15 protein-coding genes are annotated in these 24,698 nt (G+C 65.7%); 6 read left to right on the top strand and 9 right to left on the bottom strand.

The window, feature by feature from the left end:
- Positions 1-130 precede the first annotated feature (130 nt).
- Genes acnB through AC13GF_RS20805 form a run of 3 tightly spaced genes read right to left on the bottom strand, consistent with a single transcriptional unit; the run spans position 131 to position 3,392 of the window.
- A complete protein-coding gene (acnB, locus tag AC13GF_RS20815; protein WP_049458028.1) occupies positions 131-2,722 on the bottom strand; it encodes a bifunctional aconitate hydratase 2/2-methylisocitrate dehydratase in 2,592 nt (863 codons plus the stop codon).
- A 40-nt stretch (positions 2,723-2,762) separates the two neighbouring features.
- Positions 2,763-3,161 (bottom strand): type II toxin-antitoxin system VapC family toxin, encoded by a 399-nt coding sequence (locus tag AC13GF_RS20810; RefSeq protein WP_483005840.1) that lies wholly within the window; start codon positions 3,159-3,161, stop codon positions 2,763-2,765.
- Between the two features lie 6 nt (positions 3,162-3,167).
- Positions 3,168-3,392, bottom strand: a complete 225-nt coding sequence (locus AC13GF_RS20805; protein ID WP_005409505.1) for an AbrB/MazE/SpoVT family DNA-binding domain-containing protein — start codon at positions 3,390-3,392, stop codon at positions 3,168-3,170.
- A 303-nt stretch (positions 3,393-3,695) separates the two neighbouring features.
- Here AC13GF_RS20805 and acnA point away from each other — a divergent pair, with 303 nt between their 5' ends.
- Positions 3,696-6,449, top strand: a complete 2,754-nt coding sequence (gene acnA / locus AC13GF_RS20800) for an aconitate hydratase AcnA (protein ID WP_483005839.1) — start codon at positions 3,696-3,698, stop codon at positions 6,447-6,449.
- A gap of 151 nt (positions 6,450-6,600) precedes the next feature.
- On the opposite strand, the gene AC13GF_RS20795 is transcribed toward acnA, so the two are convergent.
- Positions 6,601-8,151, bottom strand: coding sequence for a BCCT family transporter (locus AC13GF_RS20795; protein ID WP_014037077.1), 1,551 nt, complete (start codon positions 8,149-8,151; stop codon positions 6,601-6,603).
- Positions 8,152-8,321: 170 nt separating this feature from the next.
- Between AC13GF_RS20795 and betI the strand changes: the two genes are divergently transcribed.
- From betI to rpfF, 5 genes are all read left to right on the top strand, one after another.
- Positions 8,322-8,912: a transcriptional regulator BetI gene (gene betI, locus AC13GF_RS20790; protein WP_483005838.1), complete on the top strand. Its 591-nt coding sequence runs from the start codon at positions 8,322-8,324 to the stop codon at positions 8,910-8,912.
- Positions 8,913-8,950: 38 nt separating this feature from the next.
- Positions 8,951-10,423: a betaine-aldehyde dehydrogenase gene (gene betB, locus AC13GF_RS20785; protein ID WP_053449653.1), complete on the top strand. Its 1,473-nt coding sequence runs from the start codon at positions 8,951-8,953 to the stop codon at positions 10,421-10,423.
- 101 nt (positions 10,424-10,524) lie between these two features.
- On the top strand, positions 10,525-12,207 hold the full coding sequence (betA, locus tag AC13GF_RS20780; protein ID WP_483005837.1) for a choline dehydrogenase: 1,683 nt from the start codon (positions 10,525-10,527) through the stop codon (positions 12,205-12,207).
- A 234-nt stretch (positions 12,208-12,441) separates the two neighbouring features.
- Positions 12,442-14,118: a long-chain fatty acid--CoA ligase gene (locus tag AC13GF_RS20775; RefSeq protein WP_483005836.1), complete on the top strand. Its 1,677-nt coding sequence runs from the start codon at positions 12,442-12,444 to the stop codon at positions 14,116-14,118.
- Positions 14,119-14,317: 199 nt separating this feature from the next.
- The gene (gene rpfF, locus AC13GF_RS20770) at positions 14,318-15,187 is read left to right on the top strand and encodes a diffusible signal factor synthase RpfF (RefSeq protein ID WP_012480080.1); all 870 of its coding nucleotides are present in this window, start codon (positions 14,318-14,320) and stop codon (positions 15,185-15,187) included.
- 12 nt (positions 15,188-15,199) lie between these two features.
- Here the strand turns inward: rpfF and AC13GF_RS20765 are convergent, their stop codons facing one another.
- From AC13GF_RS20765 to AC13GF_RS20745, 5 genes are all read right to left on the bottom strand, one after another.
- Positions 15,200-17,923: a response regulator gene (locus AC13GF_RS20765; RefSeq protein WP_483005835.1), complete on the bottom strand. Its 2,724-nt coding sequence runs from the start codon at positions 17,921-17,923 to the stop codon at positions 15,200-15,202.
- 1 nt (position 17,924) lies between these two features.
- Positions 17,925-19,064 carry a cyclic di-GMP phosphodiesterase response regulator RpfG gene (rpfG, locus tag AC13GF_RS20760; protein ID WP_006364528.1) on the bottom strand — a complete coding sequence of 380 codons (1,140 nt, stop codon included), beginning with the start codon at positions 19,062-19,064 and terminating at the stop codon, positions 17,925-17,927.
- A gap of 205 nt (positions 19,065-19,269) precedes the next feature.
- Complete coding sequence (gene lysS / locus AC13GF_RS20755) at positions 19,270-20,781, bottom strand: lysine--tRNA ligase (protein WP_483005834.1); 1,512 nt, start codon at positions 20,779-20,781, stop codon at positions 19,270-19,272.
- Positions 20,782-20,958: 177 nt separating this feature from the next.
- A complete protein-coding gene (locus AC13GF_RS20750; RefSeq protein WP_483005833.1) occupies positions 20,959-22,599 on the bottom strand; it encodes an acetolactate synthase large subunit in 1,641 nt (546 codons plus the stop codon).
- A 63-nt stretch (positions 22,600-22,662) separates the two neighbouring features.
- Positions 22,663-24,048 (bottom strand): NAD-dependent succinate-semialdehyde dehydrogenase, encoded by a 1,386-nt coding sequence (locus AC13GF_RS20745; protein ID WP_483005832.1) that lies wholly within the window; start codon positions 24,046-24,048, stop codon positions 22,663-22,665.
- Positions 24,049-24,698: the final 650 nt, after the last annotated feature.

Genomic DNA, 24,698 nt, shown 5'->3' with positions numbered 1-24,698 from the left:
GCTCCTGAAAGAATGAGGTAGATTGGATCAGAAGCATTCGGATTGGCTGGACCTGCCTACACAAAAACCCCCGGCTCTCACCGGGGGTTTTTCATTCCAACGGGTTGCCGGCCAGCGGCCGGCACTACCCTCAGGCAGCGACCGTCTTGGCCACGTCCTGGTATTCCTCGATCTGGTCGAAGTTCATGTAGCGGTAGATCTCCGCGCCGCTGGCGGCGATCACGCCGACATCAGCCATGTACTCTTCCTTGGTCGGGATGCGGCCCAGACGCGAGCAGATCGCGGCCAGTTCGGCCGAACCCAGGTACACGTTGGTGTTGCGGCCCAGGCGGTTCGGGAAGTTGCGGGTCGAGGTCGACATCGCGGTGGAGCCTTCACGGATCTGCGCCTGGTTGCCCATGCACAGCGAGCAGCCCGGCATTTCCATGCGTGCGCCGGTGGCGCCGAAGGTACCGTACACGCCTTCCTTGGTCAGCTCCGAGGCATCCATCTTGGTCGGCGGGGCCACCCACAGGCGGGTCGGCAGGTCACGCTTGCCTTCCAGCAGCTTGGCAGCCGCACGGAAGTGACCGATGTTGGTCATGCACGAACCGATGAACACTTCGTCGATCTTGGCGCCGGCCACTTCGGACAGGGTCTTCACGTCGTCCGGGTCGTTCGGGCAGGCCACGATCGGCTCGTGGATGTCGGCCAGGTCGATCTCGATGACGGCGGCGTACTCGGCGTCGGCGTCCGGCTCCAGCAGCTCCGGGTTGGCCAGCCACGCTTCCATCTTCTCGATACGGCGCTGCAGCGAACGCGGATCCTGGTAACCCTCGGCAATCATCCACTTCAGCAGGGTGATGTTGCTGGTCAGGTACTCGATGATCGGTTCCTTGTTCAGGCGCACCGAGCAACCGGCCGCCGAACGTTCTGCCGAGGCGTCGGACAGTTCGAACGCCTGTTCGACCTTCAGCTCCGGCAGGCCTTCGATTTCCAGGATGCGGCCGGAGAAGATGTTCTTCTTGCCAGCCTTGGCCACGGTCAGCAGGCCCGACTTGATCGCGTACAGCGGGATCGCGTTGACCAGGTCACGCAGGGTCACGCCCGGCTGCATCTTGCCCTTGAAGCGCACCAGCACCGACTCCGGCATGTCCAGCGGCATCACGCCGGTGGCAGCGGCGAAGGCGACCAGGCCCGAACCGGCCGGGAACGAAATGCCCACCGGGAAACGGGTGTGCGAGTCACCACCGGTGCCGACGGTGTCCGGCAGCAGCATGCGGTTGAGCCAGCTGTGGATCACGCCGTCGCCCGGGCGCAGCGAGACGCCGCCGCGGGTGGAGATGAACTCCGGCAGGGTGTGGTGGGTCTTCACGTCCACCGGCTTCGGGTAGGCGGCGGTGTGGCAGAACGACTGCATCACCAGGTCGGCCGAGAAGCCCAGGCAAGCCAGGTCCTTCAGCTCGTCACGGGTCATCGGGCCGGTGGTGTCCTGCGAGCCGACCGAGGTCATCTTCGGTTCGCAGTAGGTGCCCGGGCGCATGCCCTGGCCTTCCGGCAGGCCACAGGCGCGGCCGACCATCTTCTGCGCCAGCGAGAAGCCCTTGCCGGTGTCGACCGGCTGCACCGGCAGGCGGAACAGATCGGTCGGGGCCAGGCCCAGCGCTTCGCGCGCCTTGCCGGTCAGGCCGCGGCCGATGATCAGCGGAATGCGGCCACCGGCACGCACTTCGTCGAACAGCACTTCGGACTTGACCTGGAACTCGGCGATCACTTCGCCGTTCTTCAGCGCCTTGCCTTCGTACGGACGCAGCTCGACCACATCGCCGTGCTCCATCTTCGACACATCCAGCTCGATCGGCAGTGCGCCGGCATCTTCCATGGTGTTGTAGAAGATCGGGGCGATCTTCGAACCCAGGCAGACGCCACCGGCACGCTTGTTCGGGATGAACGGAATGTCATCGCCGGTCCACCACAGCACGCTGTTGGTGGCCGACTTGCGCGAGGAACCGGTGCCGACCACGTCGCCGACGTAGGCGACCAGGTGGCCCTTGTCCTTCAGCGACAGGATCTGCTGGATCGGGCCGCGCTTGCCGTCCTCTTCCGGGGTGAACGGCGCATCGTCGCGCTTGTTCTTCAGCATCGCCAGGGCGTGCATCGGGATGTCCGGGCGGGTGGTCGCGTCCGGCGCCGGCGACAGGTCGTCGGTGTTGGTCTCGCCCGGCACCTTGAACACGGTGACGGTCAGGCTCTGCGGCACTTCCGGGTTGCTGGTGAACCACTCGGCATCGGCCCAGCTCTGCAGCACGGCCTGGGCGTTGGCGTTGCCGGCCTTGGCCTTCTCCTGCACGTCATGGAAGGCATCGAACACCAGCAGGGTCTTCTTCAGACCGTTGGCGGCGATGGTACCGACGCTGGCGTCGTCCAGCAGCTGCACCAGCGGGGCGACGTTGTAGCCGCCGAGCATGGTGCCCAGCAGTTCGGTGGCGCGCTCGCGGCTGATCAGCGGGTTCTGCTCGCTGCCCAGGGCGATCGCGGCCAGGTACGAGGCCTTGACCTTGGCTGCGTCATCGACGCCGGCCGGCACGCGGTGGGTCAGCAGGTCGAGCAGGAACTCGGCCTCGCCCTGCGGCGGGTTCTTCAGCAGTTCGATGACATCGGCCGTCTGCTGCGCGCTCAGCGGCAGCGGCGGGATGCCAAGCGCAGCGCGCTCGGCGACGTGGTGGCGGTAGGCTTCCAACATGACAACTCCCGGGTAATGCGTAGGTTGAAAAAAAATGGGCTCAGGCTTGCGGCACGATCAGCTTCAGGCCCTTGAAGTAGTCGCGGTAAAACGTGTCGTTCCAGGTGATCAGGCCATCGCACTGCAGCAGTGCGTGGGCGCCGACCATGAATTCGTCCAGGCTGCGGCGGCGGCTGCTGCGCTGGCGGTGGCGGCGGTGCATCTCACCGGCGCGCAGGGCCGATTTGGCTTCCATCGGGTTGAAGTGCACACCCATTTCTTCCAGCGCTTCGAGCACTTCGGCGCCGCCGCGCAGCGATGCGCAGACTTCAGCCAGGGTCGCGCCACACACCACCACGCGGCCGCCAACCAGGCTCTGCCGCAGGATGGCTTCCACGGCATCGGCCTGCGGACCATTGCTGAGCAGCTCCACCAGCACCGGTGAATCGACGGCGATCATCACGGCTTATTCCTCGTCACGCACCGCGCGTACCGCTGCGTCGGACGATTCGAAGCCGTCCAGCGCGAACTTGCCGCGCGCCCGTGAAATGGCATCGTCAACACTTTTGCGCAGGATGATGCGGCTGCCGTCCAGCTCGACCTTCAGCAGCGTGCCCTTGGTCAGGCCGAGGGCATCACGCACCGCCTTGGGCAGGGTGATCTGTCCGCGTTCTGCAACAGTGGCTTCCATCGGTAGGCCCTCCAGAGTATGCACAAATTATACATACTTCCCCGGGCATACTTCCACCCTGAACAGGACCGGCACCCCGCCAGCCCTTGCCTCGCAAAGGATCGGCCACAAACGTGACATACGCCATACACCTTCCCCTGTAGTCTGAAACCGATGCCGCAGGCCGGAACCCGGCCCGGGTGAATCCATTCAGTTTCGGGTTCATACTGGAACCACCGGGGGCCGTCAGGCCCGCGGCGACCGCAAGCAGGTCCGCCCATGCGCGGGCCACTGCAAGCCATCCGCAAGAAGGAGTTACCCCGCATGAGCGATTCGTTCTCCACCCGCAGCCAGCTGAACGTCGGCGGCAAGACCTACGACTACTTCAGCCTGCCCACGCTGGGCCAGCGCTTCGATATCTCCCACCTGCCCTACTCGATGAAGATCCTGCTGGAGAACCTGCTCCGGCACGAGGATGGCGGCATCACCGTCGGCAAGGACCACATCGAAGCCGTGGCCCGCTGGAATCCGGCGGCCGAACCGGACACCGAGATCGCCTTCATGCCGGCGCGCGTGGTCCTGCAGGACTTCACCGGCGTGCCCTGCGTGGTCGACCTGGCCGCGATGCGCGACGCGGTGGTCAAGCTCGGCGGCTCGCCGGAGCAGATCAACCCGCAGATCCCCTCCGAACTGGTCATCGACCACTCGGTGCAGGTCGACGTGTTCGGCAAGCCCGACGCACTGGACCTCAACGGCAAGATCGAATTCCAGCGCAATCAGGAACGCTACGGCTTCCTGCGCTGGGGCCAGAAGGCCTTCGACAACTTCAAGGTGGTGCCGCCGAACACCGGCATCGTCCACCAGGTGAACCTGGAGAACCTGGCCCGCGTGGTGATGACCGCGGACAAGGACGGCAAGGCGGTGGCCTACCCGGACACCGTGTTCGGCACCGACAGCCACACCACCATGATCAACGGCATCGGCGTGCTGGGCTGGGGCGTGGGCGGCATCGAAGCGGAGGCCGCCATGCTCGGCCAGCCGTCGTCGATGCTGATCCCGCAGGTGGTCGGCTTCAAGCTGACCGGCAAGCTGCCCGAAGGCGCCACCGCCACCGACCTGGTGCTGACCGTTACCCAGATGCTGCGCAAGCTGGGCGTGGTCGGCAAGTTCGTCGAGTTCTACGGTGACGGCCTGCAGCACCTGCCGCTGGCCGACCGCGCCACCATCGGCAACATGGCCCCGGAATACGGCGCCACCTGCGGCATCTTCCCGATCGATGCCGAGTCGCTGAACTACCTGCGCCTGTCCGGCCGCAGCGAAGAGCAGATCGATCTGGTCGAAGCCTATGCCAAGGCGCAGGGCCTGTGGCACGACGCCAACAGCCCGCATGCGCAGTACAGCACCACGCTGGAACTGGACATGGGCACGGTGAAGCCGTCGCTGGCCGGCCCGAAGCGCCCGCAGGACCGCGTGCTGCTGGAAGACGTGCAGAAGAACTACCGCGAAGCCCTGGTCGGCCTGACCGCCAACCGTGACAAGCGCAGCGACGATGTCTCCTCGTTCGTCAACGAAGGCGGCGGTGCCGCGGTCGGCAACGAGCAGCTGGCCAAGGGCTACGCCGATATCGAGACCGAAGGCCGCAAGGTACGTCTGAAGGACGGCGCGGTGGTTATCGCCGCCATCACCTCGTGCACCAACACCTCCAACCCGGCGGTGATGATCGGTGCCGGCCTGCTGGCCCGCAACGCCGCCGCCAAGGGCCTGAACCGCCAGCCGTGGGTCAAGACCTCGCTCGGGCCGGGCTCGCGCGTGGTCACCGATTACCTGGAAAAGGCCGGCGTGCTGAAGGAGCTGGAGAAGATCGGCTTCTACGTGGTCGGCTACGGCTGCACCACCTGCATCGGCAACTCCGGCCCACTGCCGACCGAAGTCAGCGCCGGCATCGCCACCGGCGATCTGGTGGTGACCTCGGTGCTGTCCGGCAACCGCAACTTCGAGGGCCGCGTGCACCCCGAAGTGAAGATGAACTACCTGGCCAGTCCGCCGCTGGTGGTGGCCTACGCCATCGCCGGCACCACCGACATCGACCTGACCACCCAGCCGCTGGGTACCGGCAGCGATGGCCAGCCGGTGTTCCTGCGCGACATCTGGCCGAGCAACAAGGAAATCGGCGACGTCATCGCCGCCACCATCGGCCCGGAGATGTTCAAGCAGAACTACGCCGATGTGTTCAAGGGTGATACCCGCTGGAACACCATCGCCTCACCGGACGGCAACCTGTACGAGTGGAGCGATGCCTCCACCTACATCAAGAACCCGCCGTACTTCGATGGCATGACCATGCAGACCGGCAGCATCGACGATGTGCATGGTGCGCGCGTGATGGGCCTGTTCGGCGATTCGATCACCACCGACCACATCTCCCCGGCCGGCAACATCAAGAAGGACTCGCCGGCAGGACGCTTCCTGCAGGAGCGCGGCGTGCAGCCGGCCGACTTCAACAGTTACGGCAGCCGCCGCGGCAACGATGATGTGATGGTCCGCGGCACGTTCGCCAACATCCGCATCAAGAACCTGATGTTCGGTGGCGAGGAAGGCGGCAACACCCTGTACTACCCGGCCGGTGGCGGCCAGCCGGAGAAGCTGGCGATCTACGATGCGGCCATGAAGTACAAGGCCGACAAGGTGCCGCTGGTGGTGCTGGCCGGCAAGGAGTACGGCACCGGCTCGTCGCGTGACTGGGCGGCCAAGGGCACTCTGCTGCTGGGGGTGAAGGCGGTCATCGCCGAGAGCTTCGAGCGCATCCACCGCTCCAACCTGGTCGGCATGGGCGTGCTGCCGTTGCAGTTCCGCAACGGCGAAAATGCGCAGAGCCTGGGCCTGGACGGCTCGGAAGTGATCGACGTGACCGGTCTGCAGGACGGTGCCAGCAAGCGCGCCACGGTCACCGCGACCAAGGCCGATGGCACCAAGAAGACCTTCGAGGTTTCAGTGATGCTGCTGACCCCGAAGGAAGTGGAGTACTTCCGTCATGGTGGCCTGCTGCAGTACGTGCTGCGCCAGCTGGCCAGCAAGTAACGTTCCGCTCTCGGTAGAGTCGACTGCTAGTCGACTACCCAACAAAAGGGCCGGATCCTCGCGGATCCGGCCCTTCCTGTTTCTCCGCAGCCAGGCATGGCCTGGCCCTACTGCATCTCCGGCGGCACCGGGATGGGCGCCAGGTGCCCGCTCACCGGCGCGGGGCATCCGGGTCGGTGCGCAGCGCCTTCAGCAGGCCCCACATGTAGAACGCCAGAGTGAACGAGAACGGCAGGCCGCACAGCACCACCGCCGTCTGCATCGCGCTGAAGTTGCCGGCCAGCAGCAGGCCGACGCTGGCCACGGTGATGCCCGCCGCCCAGAACACGCGCAGCCAGATCGGCGCGTCATGGCCGTCTTCCACGCCATCGTCAACGCGACGGGTGCACAGGTTGGCGATCATCAGCGTGCCCGAATCGACCGGGGTCAGGAACAACACGAAGCCGATCACCACGGCGGCACCGGCCACGTACGGCGCGGCGGGCAGGTATTCCAGCAGCTTGAACAGCGTCATCGCCGCATCGTGCTGGGCCACGTCACCCAGGATCGCCTGGCCATGGTTGAGCACCAGGTCGATGGCGGTGTTGCCGAAGATCGACAGCCACGCCAGGGTGAAGCCGAGCGGGATCAGCAGCACGCCCATGATCACTTCACGGATGGTGCGGCCACGCGAGATGCGCGCCACGAAAAGACCGACGAACGGCGCCCAGGCAATCCACCAGGCCCAGTAGAACAGCGTCCACGAACCCATCCACTCACGGCCCTTCGGGTCGTTGAGGTACATGTCGAAGCTCTTGCGCACGAACGCGCCAAGGTAATCGCCGGTGTTCTGGATCAGGCCGTCGAACAGGTGCAGGGTCGGGCCGGTGACCAACACGAACAGCAGCAGGCCGCACAGCAGGCGCACGTTGAGGTTGGACAACCAGGCAATGCCCTTCTCCACACCGGCAACCACGCCGATGGTGGCCACCACCATCATCACCAGCACGATCGCCACCAGCACCTGCGGCGTGTCCGGAATGTGGAACAGGTAGACCAGGCCGGACTGCACCACCAGCGCGCCGATGCCGAGGTTGGTCACCATCGAGATCAGCGTGGCCAGGATGCCGAAGCCATCCACCATGTCGCCGATGCGGCCATGGATGCGCTCACCGAAGATCGGGTACAGCGCCGAGCGCAGCGCCAGCGGCAGGTCGCGGCGGTACGCGAAATAGCCCAGCGCCACGCCGACCAGCGCATACAGCGCCCAGCCGTGCAGGCCCCAGTGCAGGAAGGTCAGCACCATCGCCTCGCGGCCGGCGGCCACAGTGCCGCCGGGCTGCCCGGGCGGATTGAGGAAGTGGTCCAGCGGCTCGTAGGCGCCGTAGTACAGCAGCGCGATGCCGATGCCGGCCGAGAACAGCATCGAGACCCAGGCAACGTAGCCGAAGGCCGGTGATTCCTCGTTGTGGCCCAGGCGGATGCGGCCATACGGCGAGAACGCCAGCCACAGCACGAAGCCCAGGCACAGCACGATCAGCAGCATGTACCACCAGCCGAACGCGGCCGACACTTCGGCCTGCGCCCACTGCAGCCAGTGCTCGCTGCCTTCGGGATAGAGAACGGTGAGCAGCCCGAGGATGCCGATCGACACCGAGGAGCTGAAGAAGACAAAACGGTTCAAGCGCAGGGGCGAACGCTTGGGATGAGCCAGGGAAGACATGGGGTCGTCTCATCAAGTCCGAGGGAGCACATGGGCGGGGCCGGACCGGTAAACCGGGCCCATGGCGTGGGGCGCGAGCGCATCCTAGGGTTTATTGATTGAACGTTCAATCAATAAAAAGCATAATGGCGGGCAGCCCGATCCTTCGGGTCGCAATCCGTGGAGAGACAATGCCGAAGAAAGGCGTGGAACTGGTACGGCGCGAGCAGCTGATCCGGGCCACTTTCCAGACCATCGACGAGATCGGCATGGCCGATGCGACCGTCGCCACCATCGCCAAGAAGGCAGGGCTGTCCAGCGGCATCGTCGCCCACTACTTCGGCGACAAGGACGGCCTGCTCAATGCTGCAATGCGGCAGATCTTGCGCGAGCTGAAGGAAGCGGTCGCCCGCTACCGCGCCGACGCCAGCGACGACCCGCGCGAGCAACTGCGCGCCATCGTCGATGGCAACTTCGACGACAGCCAGATCAACGGCACCGCCATGCGTGTCTGGCTCACCTTCTGGGCCGCCAGCATGCACCAGCCGGAACTGGCCCGGCTGCAGCGCGCCAACGACCAGCGCCTGTTCTCCAACCTGTGCCACCAGTTCAACCGCCTGCTGCCCCACCCGCAGGCCCGCCTGGCCGCCCGCGGCCTGGCCGCGATGATCGACGGCCTGTGGCTGCGCGGCAGCTTGGTCGGCGGCCAGTTCAATGCCGAGAAGTCCCGGCGCATCGCTTACGGCTATATCGACTTCCAGTTGCAGGCTGTCGCGCTATAAGCGCTTCAGCACCCGCCCCCTTCCAAGGAGTACGCCCCATGACCACCCTGCCCGTCCAACAGCTCTACATCCACGGCCAGCGCGTCGATGCCACCAGCGGCAAGACCTTCAAATCCGTCAACCCGGCCACCGGTGAAGTGATCGCTGAAGTGCAGGTCGCCAGCCAGGCCGACGTCGAGCGCGCCGTGCAGAGCGCAGCCGAAGGCCAGAAGGTGTGGGCCGCGATGACTGCCATGGAGCGTTCGCGCATCCTGCGCCGCGCCGTCGAGATCCTGCGCGAGCGCAACGACGAACTGGCGCACCTGGAAACCCTGGACACCGGCAAGGCACTGGCCGAAACCACCACCGTGGACATCGTCACCGGCGCCGACGTGGTCGAGTACTACGCCGGCCTGGCCACCGCCATCGAAGGCATCCAGCTGCCGCTGCGCGAGTCGAGCTTCTTCTACACCCGCCGCGAGCCGCTGGGCGTGGTCGCCGGCATCGGTGCCTGGAACTACCCGATCCAGATCGCCATGTGGAAGTCGGCCCCGGCCCTGGCCGCTGGCAACGCCATGGTATTCAAGCCGTCGGAAGTGACCCCGCTGACCGCGATCCGGCTGGCCGAGATCTACACCGAAGCCGGCGTGCCGGCCGGCGTGTTCAATGTCGTGCAGGGTCCGGGCCGCGAGATCGGCCAGTGGCTGACCGAGCACCCGGTGATCGAGAAGATCTCCTTCACCGGTGGCGTCGCCACCGGCAAGAAGGTCATGGCCAGCGCCGCGTCCTCGTCGCTGAAGGAAGTAACCATGGAGCTGGGCGGCAAGTCGCCGCTGGTGATCTGTGATGACGCCGACCTCGACCGCGCCGCCGACATCGCGGTGATGGCCAACTTCTTCAGCTCCGGCCAGGTCTGCACCAACGGCACCCGCGTGTTCGTGCCGCGCAGCATGCTGGCCGCGTTCGAGGCCGCCGTTGTCGAGCGCGTCAAGCGCATCCGCATCGGCGACCCGATGGCCGCCGAGACCAACTTCGGCCCGCTTACCAGCTTCCCGCACATGGAAAACGTGCTGCGCTACATCGAAAGCGGCAAGGCCGAAGGTGCCCGCCTGCTGACCGGCGGCGGCCGTGCCACCGAAGGCGCGCTGGCCAACGGCGCCTACGTGCTGCCGACCGTGTTCTCCGACTGCCGCGATGACATGACGATTGTCCGGGAAGAGATCTTCGGGCCGGTGATGAGCATCCTCGCCTACGACGACGAAGACGAAGTGGTGCGTCGCGCCAACGACACCACCTTCGGCCTCGCCGCCGGCGTGGTCAGCAAGGACGTCAGCCGCGCCCACCGCATCATCCACCGCCTGGAAGCCGGCATCTGCTGGATCAACACCTGGGGTGAGTCGCCGGCCGAAATGCCGGTCGGTGGCTACAAGGAATCCGGCGTAGGCCGCGAAAACGGCATCTCGACCCTCGGCCACTACACCCGCATCAAGTCGGTGCAGGTGGAACTGGGCGACTACGCCAGCGTGTTCTGACCGGCGCGCCCCGAGCACGCCCCCTCGTCCGGCCACCGCGCCGATCCGACATTCCGCCGGGACGCCTGCATGCAGCGCGCCCCGGCCTGCAGGAGACACCCATGAGCACCCATAACGAGTACGACTACATCATCATCGGCGCCGGTTCGGCCGGCAACGTGCTGGCCACCCGCCTCACCGAAGATGCCGATGTCAGCGTGCTGCTGCTGGAAGCCGGTGGCCCGGACTACCGGCTCGACTTCCGTACCCAGATGCCGGCGGCACTGGCCTTCCCGCTGCAGGGCAAGCGCTACAACTGGGCGTACAAGACCGATCCCGAGCCCTTCATGAACAACCGCCGCATGGATTGCGGCCGCGGCAAGGGCCTGGGCGGTTCGTCGCTGATCAACGGCATGTGCTACATCCGCGGCAACGCGATGGACTACGACAACTGGGCCGGCATGCCGGGCCTGGAAGACTGGACCTACTTGGACTGCCTGCCGTACTTCCGCAAGGCCGAAACCCGTGACATCGGCCCCAATGACTACCACGGTGGCGAAGGCCCGCTGCGCGTGACCACGCCGAAGGCCGGCAACAACGAGCTGTTCGCGGCGATGGTCGAAGCTGGTGTACAGGCCGGCTACCCGCGCACCGACGACCTCAACGGCTACCAGCAGGAAGGCTTCGGCCCGATGGACCGCACGGTCACGCCGAAGGGTCGCCGCTCCAGCACCGCGCGTGGCTATCTGGACCTGGCCAAGCCGCGCCCGAACCTGACCATCGTCACCCACGCGCTGACCGATCGCATCCTGTTCTCGGGCAAGCGTGCGGTGGGCGTGCAGTGGCTGCACAACGACCAGCCGCAGCGTGCCACCGCGCGCCGCGAAGTGCTGCTGTGTGGCGGCGCCATCGCCTCGCCGCAGATCCTGCAGCGCTCGGGCGTCGGCCCGGCCGACCTGCTGCGCAGCCTGGACATCGACCTGGTGCACCACCTGCCGGGCGTCGGCGCCAACCTGCAGGACCACCTGGAGATGTACCTGCAGTACGAGTGCAAGAAGCCGGTGTCGCTGGCGCCGGCACTGAAGCTGTACAACCAGCCGGCCATCGGTGCCGAGTGGCTGTTCCTGGGCACCGGCATCGGCGCCAGCAACCAGTTCGAGGCCGGTGGCTTCATCCGCAGCGACGCCGAGTTCGACTGGCCGAACCTGCAGTACCACTTCCTGCCGGTGGCGATCAATTACAACGGCTCCAACCCGATCAAGGCGCACAGCTTCCAGATGCACGTCGGTTCGATGCGCTCGCCCAGCCGCGGCCGCATCCATGTGCGCTCGAAGGATCCGCGCGAACATCCGAGCATCCTGTTCAACTACATGTCGCACGACCAGGACTGGCGCGAGTTCCGCGCGGCGATCCGCATCACCCGCGAGATCTTCGCGCAGCCGGCGCTGGCACCGTACAGCGGCCGCGAGATTTCCCCGGGCAGCGCGCTGCAGACCGATGCGCAGATCGATGCGTTCGTGCGCGAACATGCCGAGACCGCCTACCACCCGTCGTGCTCGAACAAGATGGGCCACGCCGATGACCCGATGGCGGTGGTCGACGGCCAGGGTCGCGTGCACGGCCTGGAAGGCCTGCGCATCGTCGATGCCTCGATCATGCCGCAGGTGGTGACCGGCAACCTCAACGCGCCGACCATCATGATGGCCGAGAAGCTGGCCGACGTGATCCGCGGCCGCACCCCGCTGGCCCGCAGCACCGCGCCGTACTACAAGGCCAACGGTGCACCGGTGCGCAAGCAGGGCTGACGCAAGCGCCCCTTCGACGGACTCACACCCCAAACCGGTAGGTGCCCACCTTGGTGGGCACGTCTCCACAGCGCCCCCTCGCAATCCCGTGCCGACCAAGGTCGGCACCTACCGTTGCAGCCTCCGCGAACCCCTCTTCGCGTTTTCCCTACGGCGGGGTATGCTGCAATGAACGGCCATTGTCGATACGCTCAGGGCCGTAACCTAAAACATCACGATTCCTGGAGGGGGAATATGAGTCTGGATCGTCCCTGGCTGCAGAGCTATCCGAAAGGCGTTCCCGCCGAAATCGACGTCAACGAATTCCATTCGGTCGCCTCGGTCTTCGACGCTTCCGTCGCGAAATTCCGCGACCGACCCGCCTACTCCAGCTTCGGCAAGGTCCTCACCTACGGTGAGACGGACGCGCTGGTCACCCAGTTCGCCGCCTACCTGCTGGGTGAGCTCAAGCTCAAGAAGGGTGACCGCGTCGCCCTGATGATGCCCAACTGCCTGCAGTACCCAGTGGCCACCTTCGGCGTGCTGCGCGCCGGCCTGACCGTGGTCAACGTCAACCCGCTGTACACCGCGCGCGAACTCAAGCACCAGCTGGTCGACGCGGGCGTCAGTGCCCTGGTGGTGGTCGACAACTTCGGCGACACCGTCGAACAGGTCATCGCCGATACGCCGGTCAAGCACGTGGTCACCACCGGCCTGGGCGACCTGCTCGGCGCCAAGGGAGCGATCGTCAACTTCGTGCTGAAGTACGTCAAGAAGATGGTGCCCAACTACCACATCAAGGGCGCCGTCCGCTTCAAGCAGGCGCTCAAGCTGGGCAGCCGCCACGCGCTTCCGCCGGTCGAGATCGACCACGACGACATCGCCTTCCTGCAGTACACCGGCGGTACCACCGGCGTGGCCAAGGGCGCGATGCTGACCAACCGCAACCTGATCGCCAACATGCAGCAGGCGTCGGCGTGGCTGTCCACCTCGGGCATCGAGCCGGGCAAGGAAGTGATCATCACCGCCCTGCCGCTGTACCACATCTTCGCGTTGACCGCGAACGGCCTGGTCTTCATGAAGTTCGGCGGCTGCAACCACCTGATCACCAACCCGCGCGACATGAAGGGCTTCGTCAAGGAGCTCAAGGGCGCCCGCTTCACCGCCATCACCGGCGTCAACACGCTGTTCAACGGCCTGCTCAACACCCCGGGCTTCGACGAGATCGACTTCTCTTCGGTCAAGTTCACCCTGGGCGGCGGCATGGCGGTGCAACGTGCCGTGGCCGAACGCTGGAAGAAGGTCACCGGCGTGACCCTGGTCGAAGCCTATGGCCTGACCGAGACCTCCCCCGCAGCCTGCATCAACCCGCTCACCCTGCCCGAGTACAACGGCGCCATCGGCCTGCCGATCCCGTCCACCGATGCCTGCATCAAGGACGACAACGGCAACATCCTGGCACTGGGCGAAGTGGGCGAGCTGTGCATCAAGGGCCCACAGGTGATGAAGGGCTACTGGCAGCGGCCGGAAGAAACCGCCACCGCCATCGACGCCGACGGCTGGCTGCACACCGGCGACATGGCGAAGATGGACGAACAGGGCTTCTTCTACATCGTCGACCGCAAGAAGGACATGATCCTGGTGTCCGGCTTCAATGTGTACCCGAACGAGGTCGAGGACGTCATCGCGATGATGCCGGGCGTGCTGGAAGTCGCTGCCGTCGGTGTCCCGGACGAGAAGTCCGGCGAAGTGGTCAAGGTCGTGATCGTGAAGAAGGACCCGAACCTGACCGCGGAAATGGTCAAGGAACATGCACGGGCAAACCTGACCGGTTACAAGCACCCCAGAATCGTAGAATTCCGAAAGGAGCTGCCGAAGACCAATGTCGGCAAGATTCTCCGTCGCGAGCTGCGTGATACGCCCGCCCCGTAAGGGTTTCCGGGCAACGGGACAGTACAGGGACCCCGCCGGAGACGGCGGGGTCTTTTTATTACCGGAACATGGCCGGTACAGCGCTTGCGGGCGGTTCACGACGGGTGCATAGAATCAGTCGCCGCCGCACGTTCAGCCCGCCCCCTCACTCCTCTCCGTCCGCTCTGCGGTTGGCCGGACGGTCACACGGAGAACTCCCATGTCCGCAGTACGCCCCATCATCACCCGTCCCTCGCAGCACCCTACCCTGCGTATCACCGAAGAGCCCGAGCGGGATGTCTACTGGATCCACATGCACGCCAACCTGGTCAACCAGCCAGGCCGGCCGTGCTTCGCCTCGCGCCTGGTCGATGACATCGTCGACTACCAGCGCGAACTGGGCGATCGCCTCAGCGCCTCGCACGCCCTGTCACCCCATGTCGTTCTTGCCTCGGACAGCGACGTGTTCAACCTGGGCGGCGACCTTGAGCTGTTCTGCCGCCTGATCCGCGAAGGCGACCGCGCCCGCCTGCTCGACTATGCCCAGCGCTGCGTACGCGGCGTGCATGCCTTCCATGCTGGCCTGGGCACCCGTGCCCACAGCATCGCCCTGGTCCAGGGCAATGCACTGGGTGGCGGCTTCGAGGCCGCACTCAGCTGCCACACCATCGTCGCCGAGGAAGGCGTGTTGATGGGCCTGCCGGAGGTGCTGTTCGACCTGTTCCCGGGCATGGGCGCCTACTCCTTCCTGTGCCAGCGGATCAGCCCGCGCCTGGCCGAGAAGATCATGCTGGAAGGCAACCTCTACACTGCCAGCCAACTGAAGGAGATGGGCCTGGTCGACATCGTGGTGCCGGTGGGCGAAGGTGTTGCCGCGGTCGAACAGGTGATCAAGGAAAGCCGACGCATTCCGCACGCCTGGGCGGCGATGCGTGAGGTCAACGAGATCGCCACCATGGTGCCGCTGCATGAAATGATGCGGATCACCGAGATCTGGGTGGACACCGCCATGCAACTCGGCGAGAAGTCCCTGCGCACCATGGATCGGCTGGTACGGGCGCAGGCCCGGCGCAATGGCGACCCGGCCTGATCGTCCGGCGGGTCAGGACGGACTGCGCTCGCTGTCGTCGCGGTGCGGTGCCCCCGCACTACGGGCAGCCAACGCATGCCTGCCGTTGCGCAGGGCGGTCGCCAGGCTGCCGAGACGGGCGCTCCATTCACCCTTCAGCTGCCAGTCCGCCATGCGCATGATTTCGCCACTGGAGGCGGCAACCTGGACAAGCCCCAGGTTGCTCGCCACACCGCGCAGCGCGTGTGCATGCTCGCGGAAATCCTCCCAGGCCTGGCGCTCGCCGCAGCCCTGCAGCTGGCCCATGCTCGCGTCGACGTCCGCCAGGCACTGGTCGATGAACTTGCGCTCGAAGCCATCGCCCATGCCCAGCGACGCCAGCTCGTCCAGCACCGCGGTATCGAGCACGCCGTCGCCGACCGGCAATGCCGGCACCGACTGGATGCCGGACTCGGCGCGGGTGTTCGCGGCGACATCGGCCAGCACTTCCAGCAGGCGGGTGGCCACCACGGGCTTGGCAAGGAAGGCGCGGGCACCGGCCTGCTCGCAACGCAGGATGGACTCGGGGGTGACGTCCGCGCTCAGCACCATGACCGGAACATAAGGCATGCCACTGGCCTGCATCACCCGCAACTGCTTGAGCAGATCCAGTCCGCTCATGCCGGGCATGTGCAGGTCGACGATCGCTGCGTCGTAACTGGCCTGCTCAAACGCATCGAGCACTTCGGCGCCGCCATTGACGCAGGTGACCTTGTGGCCGGCCTTCTCCAGCAACCGCTGCAGCACCATGCGATTGGCTTCGTGGTCGTCGGCGACCAGAACCCGCAGGCTCCGCACCCGTGCACGATGGCGCAGGAAGGGGTTGGAGAACGCGATGACATTGCCGGCTTCAGCCACCTCGGACGGAACCGCCGGGGCTGATGAGGTGTCTGCGACGTCCAGCGTGATCTCGACCCAGAACACGCTGCCGCGCGGGTTGTTCGGCGCATACCCGACCTGCCCGCCCATCGACTCGACCAGGCCCTTGGCAATGGCGGTGCCCAGACCGGTGCCTTCATGGCGGCGGGCCAGGCCGACATCGCCCTGCTCGAAGGCATTGAACAAGCGCCCGCGCAACGCCACCGGCACGCCGATGCCGGTATCGACGATCTCGAATCGCAGGCGCATCCGCTCGCTGCCCAGCGCATCGGGGCTGGACACGCGCAGATGCACGTAGCCACTGTCGGTGAACTTGACCGCGTTGCCCATCAGGTTCAACAGGATCTGCTGCAGATGCCCGGCATCCCCCAGCAGGCGAGGCGGCACGTTGTCGTCCACCTGCACGCGATAGTCCAGCGATTTGGAGCGGGTCTGCGGGGTCAGGATCAGGTTGATCGCCTGCAGCACGTCGGCCAGCGCGAACTCGTGCCACTCCACGCGCACCTTGCCGGCTTCGATCGCGGAGATGTCCAGCACTTCTTCCACCAGCGCCAGCAGGCTGCGGGTCGAGGCCTGGATGGTGTTCAGGCACTCGCGCTGTTCGTCGTCCAGGCGGGTGGTGGCCAGCACTTCGGTCATGCCGGCCAGCCCGTTCAACGGCGTGCGGAACTCATGGCTCATGTTGGCCAGGAAGCGGCTCTTGGCTTCGTTTGCCTGTCGCGCCTCGGCCACCGCCCGGGTCAAGGCATGCAGCAGCGAATCGAAGTACAGCGGAATCGCGCCCAGGCCCAGCAGCAGGCCCCAACCCAGATAGTCGTGGCCGCGCCAGTACGGCGACAGCATCACCGTGCACAGGAAGGCCAGGCAGCCCATGGCCGTGGCCACGCGCAGGTAGGTGCTGCCGTAGCGCATGCCGTTGCCGATCGTGACCCACAGCATCACCGCATACAGCGGTGCCGCGGGTTCGCCCTGGATCGTCATGATCCAGGCCATGCAGGTGTAGTCGGTCAGCATGCCGATCACGCGGCGCACATGCGACACGCCCGGATTGACCAGGATCGCGGTCAGCAGGCCGGCGGAAATGGTCAGCTCGAAGGCGAGGATCAGCCACGTCGCCGTCAGCGCCTCACCGCCACCGCTCAGCGAGCGCCAGCCGAGATAGCCGATGAACAGCGCCGTGATGATGATGCGGATCAGGTTCTGCGCGTGCTCGCTGTCCTCGCGCCCGGACAGGCGCTGCTTGAAGCGGGCCAGCAGCGAGCGCTTGTCGGAGCCAGCGGCGGGAGTCGTATCCATGGTCGGATGTCGCATCCTTCTGCGCAGCAGGGAGGAACAGCACAACGGTACTGCCAGCAACCCCAACCACAGGGAAATGGCCAGGCCCAGGTTGGCCTGCCAGTAAGGGCTCAACAGCACGGTGGTGCCGAAACTGACCATCGCCAGCACGATGGCAGCGGCCAGGTAACGCGGCCCGAAGCGCAGGCCGTTGCCCACCGTGACCCACATCACCACCGCATACACCCACGCCAGCGGCTCACCCATCTGGATCATGCCGACCGCAATCAGGCCGTAGTCGGCCAGCATCCCGGCCACCCGCCGCGGGTCCGAGCGCTCAGGCTTCCACAGCAGCCAGCCAAACAGCAGCAGCGACAGGCCCAGCCCGGTCAGCACCGTTGCCAGCACGCCCTGGTACTGATCCAGCCGGTGCAGGCGGGCACCGGACAACAGCACATAGACCAGAATCAGCGAGATCAGCACCACCCGCACGATGGCCTGGCCATGTTCGGAATCCGGACGCTGCGCCAGCCGACGCCTCACGCGCGCGAACAGGTCCTGCATGTCACCCACCCGGTCGCGTCGATGCCGTCGAGTGCTGGGCGCAGATATCCATCAACTGCTGGTGGCCGCGCATCAGCGCATCCACGCAGCGTGGATCGAACAGGCGGCCACGCTGGGCATACAGATAGGCCAGTGTGGCTTCCATGGTCCATGCTTCCTTGTACGGACGGGGTGAGATGAGTGCGTCGAAGACATCGGCCACGGCGACGATGCGCGCTTCCAGCGGAATCGCCTCACCGACCAGCCCATCCGGGTAGCCGCTGCCGTCGTAACGTTCGTGGTGGCGCAGCGCGATCAACGCGCCAACCTGGATGAAGCGGTTCTGGCTGCCGCTGAGCAGCTCATGGCCGATGCGCGGGTGCCGGCGCATGATCGCCAGCTCCTCGTCGTTGAGCTTGCCCTGCTTGAGCAGCACCGCATCGGGAATGGCGATCTTGCCCATGTCGTGCAGCGGCGCCGCCATCTCGATCAGGCGCACGTCGTCTTCGGGCAGGCCCAGCTGCTCGGCGATCAGCCCAGCCACGCGCGCCATGCGCTCGAGATAGGCGCTGGTGCCGGCATCACGGAACTCGATGGCACGGGCCAATCGCGACAGGGTCTCGCGTTCGCGCTCCTCGACCTCGTGCATGCTGGCCAGCAAGCGCTGCTCCAGCGACAACGCGCGTTGCTTCACGTTCTCGGTCTGTTGGCGCAGCTGCAGCAGGTTGTAGCAGCGTGCGCGCAGTTCGCGCGGGCGGATGGGCTTGACCAGGAAGTCGATGACCCCCGCTTCCAGCGCCGCCTGACGGATCGGCTCGTCGCCAACCACGGTGATCAGGATCACCGGAATGTCGCGATGCTTGGGCAGGCGGCGGAAACGGCGGGCGAACTCCAGCCCGTCCATCTCCGGCATGCGGTAATCGAGCAGCAGCAGGTCGACCGGATGCGCCTCGCACCAGGCCAATGCGGTCAGCGGATCACCGAAGTCATACACGCTCAGTTCGGGCGCGATGTCCTCGATGACGTGACGCAGCATCGTCCGGGCGGACGTCTGGTCGTCAACAATGACGATGTTCAACGCGTACTCTGCCTGGTTTCTCGACCATGCTGGATCATCAGCAGGCGAGGATACCCTGCCGCTGCGAACGCTCGCACCCTGCATCGGCCTGACTCCCGTGTCATGCGTCCCGGTTCATGATCGTCATCACATTGTGAAGCGGACTCTCCACAATGCGCACTCCCCCTAGCGCCGATCAAGCCATAACAGACGTCAAGGTAGTGCATTAACGATACGCCGAGTGCGGGAGGCGTCAATCGCGCCGTCTCATTTCGCGACGGCGCGCACAAACAGGAGTCAAAAAGACGACTTACTGCTCCGGACGCATGTACGGGAACAGCAGCACGTCACGGATCGAGCTGCTGCCGGTCAGCAGCATCACCAGGCGATCGACGCCGATGCCGAGGCCGCCGGTCGGGGCCATGCCGTACTCCAGCGCACGGATGTAGTCGGCGTCGTAGTGCATGGCCTCGTCGTCGCCACCTTCCTTCGCGGCCACCTGGGCCTGGAAACGCTGGGCCTGGTCTTCCGGGTCGTTCAGCTCGGAGAAGCCGTTGGCCAGCTCCTTGCCGTTGACGAACAGCTCGAAGCGGTCGGTGTAGCCCGGATCGTTGTCGTTGGCGCGGGCCAGCGGCGAGACTTCCACCGGATGATCGGTGATGAAGGTCGGCTGGATCAGGGTGTGTTCGACAGTGGCCTCGAAGATCTCCAGCAGCAGCTTGCCCCAGCCATAGGACGGCTTGACGCGGATCTTCAAGCGCTCGCAATGGCGCAGCAGCGCGTCGCGGTCGGTGCAATCAGCGGCCGAGATTTCCGGATTGTGGTGACGCACCGCCTCGTCCATGCGCCAGCGGCGGAACGCCGGGCCCAGGTCGATCTTCGCGCCGTCCCACTCCACTTCGGTGCCGCCGTTGACGGTGGTGGCCACGTCACGGATGACGCCTTCGGTCAGGTCCATGATCTCGTTGTACGTGGCGTAGGCCTCGTACAGCTCCATCATGGTGAATTCCGGGTTGTGGCGGGTGCTGACGCCTTCATTGCGGAAGTTGCGGTTGATCTCGTACACACGCTCCAGGCCACCCACGGTCAGGCGCTTGAGGTACAGCTCCGGCGCCACGCGCAGGTACAGGTCCAGGTCCAGCGCATTGTGGTGGGTGGTGAACGGCTTGGCCGCTGCGCCGCCGGGGATGTAATGCATCATCGGCGTCTCGACTTCCAGGAAGTCGCGGTTGTCCAGCCACGCGCGCATGGCGCGGATGATCTTCGAGCGCTTGATGAACACCGCGCGCGACTCCGGGGTCACGATCAGGTCGACGTAACGCTGGCGGTAACGCTGCTCGACGTCGGCCAGGCCATGCCACTTGTCCGGCAGCGGGCGCAGCGACTTGGTCAGCAGGCGGATCGATTCGGCCTTGACCGACAGCTCGCCGGTCTTGGTACGGGTCAGGCCGCCTTCGACGGCGATGATATCGCCCACGTCCCAGCCCTTGAAGGCGGTATAGGCATCGCCCAGCACCGTGCCCTGCAGGAACAGCTGGATGCGGCCGGACTCGTCCTGGATCTGCGCGAAACTGGCCTTGCCCATGATGCGCTTGGCCATCAGGCGGCCGGCCATCTTCACCTGGCGGCCGTTACCTTCCAGGGCCTCGGCGGTCCACCGTTCGGCATCAGCGAACTCGTCCTGCAGGCGGCCGGCGAAGTCCTCGCGACGGAAGTCGTTCGGGTACGCGATGCCCTGCCCACGCAGCGTTTTGAGTTTCTCGCGGCGCTCGGCGATCAACTTGTTTTCGTCAACGGGGGGGGTATCGGTAGCTTCGCTCATGGATCTGCGGGAATCGTGTAGTGAGGGGGGATGTTGCACCCGGCACAGCCGGTTGCCCAGCATACCAAAACCGCCCCGCCCCGGCCTTGGGCCGGGCCCGCCCGGATGGCCGCCAACCTTGGTTGGCGATCCGTGTGTCGACCAAGGTCGACACCCACATCAGCGCCTGGCCCGGTGTCACCCGTTCCCGGGAAACGCCTGCCGCAGCTCGTCCACCAGCACCCGCTGGTTCTCCGAGTAATCGATCGGCACCGACACCAGGTGCACCCCACCCTCGTTGAACGCCGCCTCCAGCGTCGGGATGAACTGCTCGATGGCCGTCACCTCATGCCCCTTGCAGCCATAGGCCTCGGCATACTTCACGAAATCGGGGTTGCTGAAGGTCATGCCGTAATCGGTGAAGCCATCCACCGCCTGCTTCCAGCGGATCATGCCGTAGGCGCCGTCATTGAGGATCAGCACCACCAGGTTCAGGCCCAGCCGACGCGCGGTCTCCAGCTCCTGGCTGTTCATCATGAATCCGCCATCGCCGCACACCGCCAGCACCCGCCGCTGCGGGTACAGGATCGAAGCCATGATCGCCGACGGCAGGCCCGCACCCATGGTCGCCAGCGCATTGTCCAGCAGCAGCGTATTGGCCACCTGGGTGCGGTAATTGCGCGCAAACCAGATCTTGTACATGCCGTTGTCCAGCGCCACGATGCCGTCCGGCGGCATCACCTGGCGCACATCGTGCACCAGCCGCTGCGGGGTGAATCCAGCTTCCTCGGCTCGGTCAGCCAGGTGTTCCAGAATGGTCGCGCGCAGCGGCAGCAGCGCGTCAGCATTCGGCACCGCGCCTTCGATACGGTCGGCCAGCTGGGTCAGCGAACGACCGATGTCACCGATCACTTCCACCTGCGGGAAGTACACCTGCTCCACCGCTGCCTGCGAGTAGCCGATATGGATCACGGTCGGCCCACCCGGGCGCATCACGAACGGCGGCTTCTCGGTGACCTCGTGGCCGATGGTCACGATCACGTCGGCCTGGTCGATCGCCATGTGCACGTAGTCACGCTCGGTCAGCGCGGCGGTGCCCATGTACAGGCCCGAACCACCGGCCACCGCGCCCTTGCCCATCTGCGTGGTGAAGAACGGAATGCCGGCACGCAGCACGAACGCCGACAGCGCTTCGCTGGACTGCGGCCGTGACGCCGCCGAAGCGATCATCAGCAGCGGGCGTTTGGCGTTGCGGATGATCTCCGCCGCGCGGTCCAGTGCTTGCGGACTGGCAATGGGACGATCCACCGCGTGCGGCGGAATCAGCGCCACCTCCCCGACTTCATCGGCGGCGATGTCCTCGGGCAGCTCCAGCAGCACCGGGCCCGGGCGCTCTTCCAGCGCGGTACGGAACGCCTCGCGCACGATCGTCGGGATGGTGCGCGCCGAGACGATCTGCCGCGCCTGCTTGGTCAGCGGCTTCATCGTGCTGACGATGTCGACGATCTGGAAGCGCGCCTGCTTGCTGGCGACGATGCCCTTCTGGCCGGTGATCATGATGACCGGCCACGCACCGAGCAGCGCGTAGGCGGCGCCGGTGGTGAAGTTGAGCGCGCCCGGGCCAAGCGTGGCCAGGCACACACCGGGCTTGCCGGTCAGGCGCCCATAGGTGGCCGCCATGAACACGGCCGCCTGCTCGTGACGGGTGATGACCAGCTCGATGCTGGAATGGCGCAGCGACTCGACCACGTCGAGATTCTCTTCGCCGGGAATACCGAAAATGCGCTCGACGCCTTCGTTCTCAAGCGCGGCGACAAGCAGATCTGAACCCTTGGACATTGGAATGCCGTCCTTTTCGCTGGACTGATGATGGATCGTTGCAGGAAGGATGGAAGCTGCGCGTCAACGCTTGTCGAACCACACCGTCTGCGCGTTGACGAATTCGCGGATGCCGAAGTGCGAGAGCTCACGGCCGAAGCCGCTCTTCTTCACGCCGCCGATCGGCACGCGCGGGTCGGAGGCCGAGAAACCGTTGACGAACACGCCGCCGGTCTGCAGCCGGCGCGCCAGCTGCATCGCACGGGCGCGGTCGCCGGTCCACAGGTTGCCGCTGAGGCCGAACTCGCTCTGGTTGGCCAGTTCCACCGCATGATCGGCATCACGGGCGCGGCTGATCGAGGCCACCGGACCGAAGGTCTCGGTATCGAAGGCCTGCATGCCCGGCTCCACGTCGGCCAGCACGGTGGGGGCGTAGAACGCGCCCGGGCGATCCAGTTGATGGCCGCCGACCAGCAGCTTTGCGCCCGCGTCCACCGAGGCGCGCACCTGCGCGTCGAGCTGTTCCAGCAGGTCCTGGCGTGCCATCGGACCAATGCGATTACCCGCTTCACGGCCATCACCGATGGTCAGCGCCTGCACCTTCTGGCAGAACTGCGCCACGAAACGGTCGTAGACCGCGTCTTCAACAATGATGCGCTTGCCGGCGATGCAGACCTGCCCGGTGTTCTGGAAACGCGAGGTCACCGCCGCATCGACCGCAGCGTCCAGATCGGCGTCGGCCAGCACGATGAACGGGTCCGAGCCACCCAGTTCCAGCACCACCTTCTTCAGCGCCTGCCCGGCCTGGGCGGCAATGCTGCGGCCGGCGGCCACGCTGCCAGTCAGGGTCACCGCCGCGATGCGGTCATCGGCAATGGCACGGCTGGTGCCCTCGCGGCTGATGTTGGCGGCGATGAAGGTGCCTTCGGGCAGACCGGCATCCCGCCAGGCGGCGTCGAGCAGCTGCGCGGTACCGACGATGTTCTCGGCCGGCTTCAGCAGGAAGCCGTTGCCGCCCATCAGGATCGGTACCGCCGCGCGCATCACCTGCCAGTACGGGAAGTTCCACGGCATGATGCCCAGTACCACGCCCAGCGGCAGGTAGGACACGTAGGCCTTGTCGTCGGGCACCTGGGTCGGTTCGTCGCGCAGGAACTGCGCACCGTTGTCAGCGTACCAGTCGCACAGCACGGCGCATTTCTCGATCTCGGCCAGGGATTCGGCCTGGACCTTGCCCATTTCGGCGGTAGCCAGCGCAGCCAGCTTTTCGCGGTCGCGGCGCAGTACCGCGGCCATCGCACGCAATACGTCTGCGCGCTGTTCGAGGCTCTTGGCGCTCCAGGCCGCAAAGCCGACCTGGCCGCGATCGAGGATGGCCTCCAGTTCGGCGTCGCTGGCGAAGGGATGGCTGGCGATCTGCTGGCCGGTGGCCGGATCGCGGGAAATGGCGGTAGTGGGGGCAGCGGACATGCAGGGCTCCTGTTGTCTCGACAACGGGCGGTGGCCCGTCTCCTGCACAGGAATGTGGACCCGATTGGCGGAGGCAACAAGGCGTCTGCTTATCCTGTGACCTGCACTTACCTGCCTGAATGGGGGGCTCTTGGCAGGGCTGCGCCCTGCACCCGCAGAGGCTTCAAGCCAAGGCAAGGGCAACGGCAGAAGCTGGCATTCCGTGGGTTGGCGGGGTGGGTCCGGTTGAGGGGGACGCTGCAAGTACGTCCATGTAAGCTCGGTCGCCGCATCCATGCGGCTCACGCCCCCTCAACCGGACCCACCCCGCCTTCGACAGTTGGCTGCGATCTGTCGGAACGGCGTATTGCGCTGGTAGGTGTCGACCTTGGTCGACACAGTAGATCCACGTCATGCGTGGATGACTCATTCGATATCTGACAGATGTGTCGACCAAGGTCGACACCTACCAACAGTCGCGCGAAATCTGTCTGAGGTGGGGCGGTGTGGGTTGGCAGGACCGTTGGCGCCATGGATGGCGCCATCGAGCCCCCATGGACGGGTTGCGGTGGTCTAATCAATTTGGACACTCGATAGGATCAATTTCGAGCATCGAGGTAGACCCATGGCAAAACAGATCACTCAGGGCATGAGGGACGAGGCGGTCCGCC

This window comes from Stenotrophomonas sp. 22LJNL06-5-1 (genome assembly GCF_056861455.1).
Note: the sequence above shows the minus strand (reverse complement) of the source record. Positions and strands in the feature narration are given on the sequence as shown.

What these genes read in the sequence shown, in the direction of transcription:
- acnB (WP_049458028.1), bottom strand. Translation starts at nt 2,722, where the DNA reads ATGTTGGAAGCCTACCGCCACCACGTCGCCGAGCGCGCTGCGCTTGGC.
- AC13GF_RS20810 (WP_483005840.1), bottom strand. Translation starts at nt 3,161, where the DNA reads ATGATCGCCGTCGATTCACCGGTGCTGGTGGAGCTGCTCAGCAATGGT.
- AC13GF_RS20805 (WP_005409505.1), bottom strand. Translation starts at nt 3,392, where the DNA reads ATGGAAGCCACTGTTGCAGAACGCGGACAGATCACCCTGCCCAAGGCG.
- acnA (WP_483005839.1), top strand. Translation starts at nt 3,696, where the DNA reads ATGAGCGATTCGTTCTCCACCCGCAGCCAGCTGAACGTCGGCGGCAAG.
- AC13GF_RS20795 (WP_014037077.1), bottom strand. Translation starts at nt 8,151, where the DNA reads ATGTCTTCCCTGGCTCATCCCAAGCGTTCGCCCCTGCGCTTGAACCGT.
- betI (WP_483005838.1), top strand. Translation starts at nt 8,322, where the DNA reads ATGCCGAAGAAAGGCGTGGAACTGGTACGGCGCGAGCAGCTGATCCGG.
- betB (WP_053449653.1), top strand. Translation starts at nt 8,951, where the DNA reads ATGACCACCCTGCCCGTCCAACAGCTCTACATCCACGGCCAGCGCGTC.
- betA (WP_483005837.1), top strand. Translation starts at nt 10,525, where the DNA reads ATGAGCACCCATAACGAGTACGACTACATCATCATCGGCGCCGGTTCG.
- AC13GF_RS20775 (WP_483005836.1), top strand. Translation starts at nt 12,442, where the DNA reads ATGAGTCTGGATCGTCCCTGGCTGCAGAGCTATCCGAAAGGCGTTCCC.
- rpfF (WP_012480080.1), top strand. Translation starts at nt 14,318, where the DNA reads ATGTCCGCAGTACGCCCCATCATCACCCGTCCCTCGCAGCACCCTACC.
- AC13GF_RS20765 (WP_483005835.1), bottom strand. Translation starts at nt 17,923, where the DNA reads ATGCAGGACCTGTTCGCGCGCGTGAGGCGTCGGCTGGCGCAGCGTCCG.
- rpfG (WP_006364528.1), bottom strand. Translation starts at nt 19,064, where the DNA reads ATGCAGGGTGCGAGCGTTCGCAGCGGCAGGGTATCCTCGCCTGCTGAT.
- lysS (WP_483005834.1), bottom strand. Translation starts at nt 20,781, where the DNA reads ATGAGCGAAGCTACCGATACCCCCCCCGTTGACGAAAACAAGTTGATC.
- AC13GF_RS20750 (WP_483005833.1), bottom strand. Translation starts at nt 22,599, where the DNA reads ATGTCCAAGGGTTCAGATCTGCTTGTCGCCGCGCTTGAGAACGAAGGC.
- AC13GF_RS20745 (WP_483005832.1), bottom strand. Translation starts at nt 24,048, where the DNA reads ATGTCCGCTGCCCCCACTACCGCCATTTCCCGCGATCCGGCCACCGGC.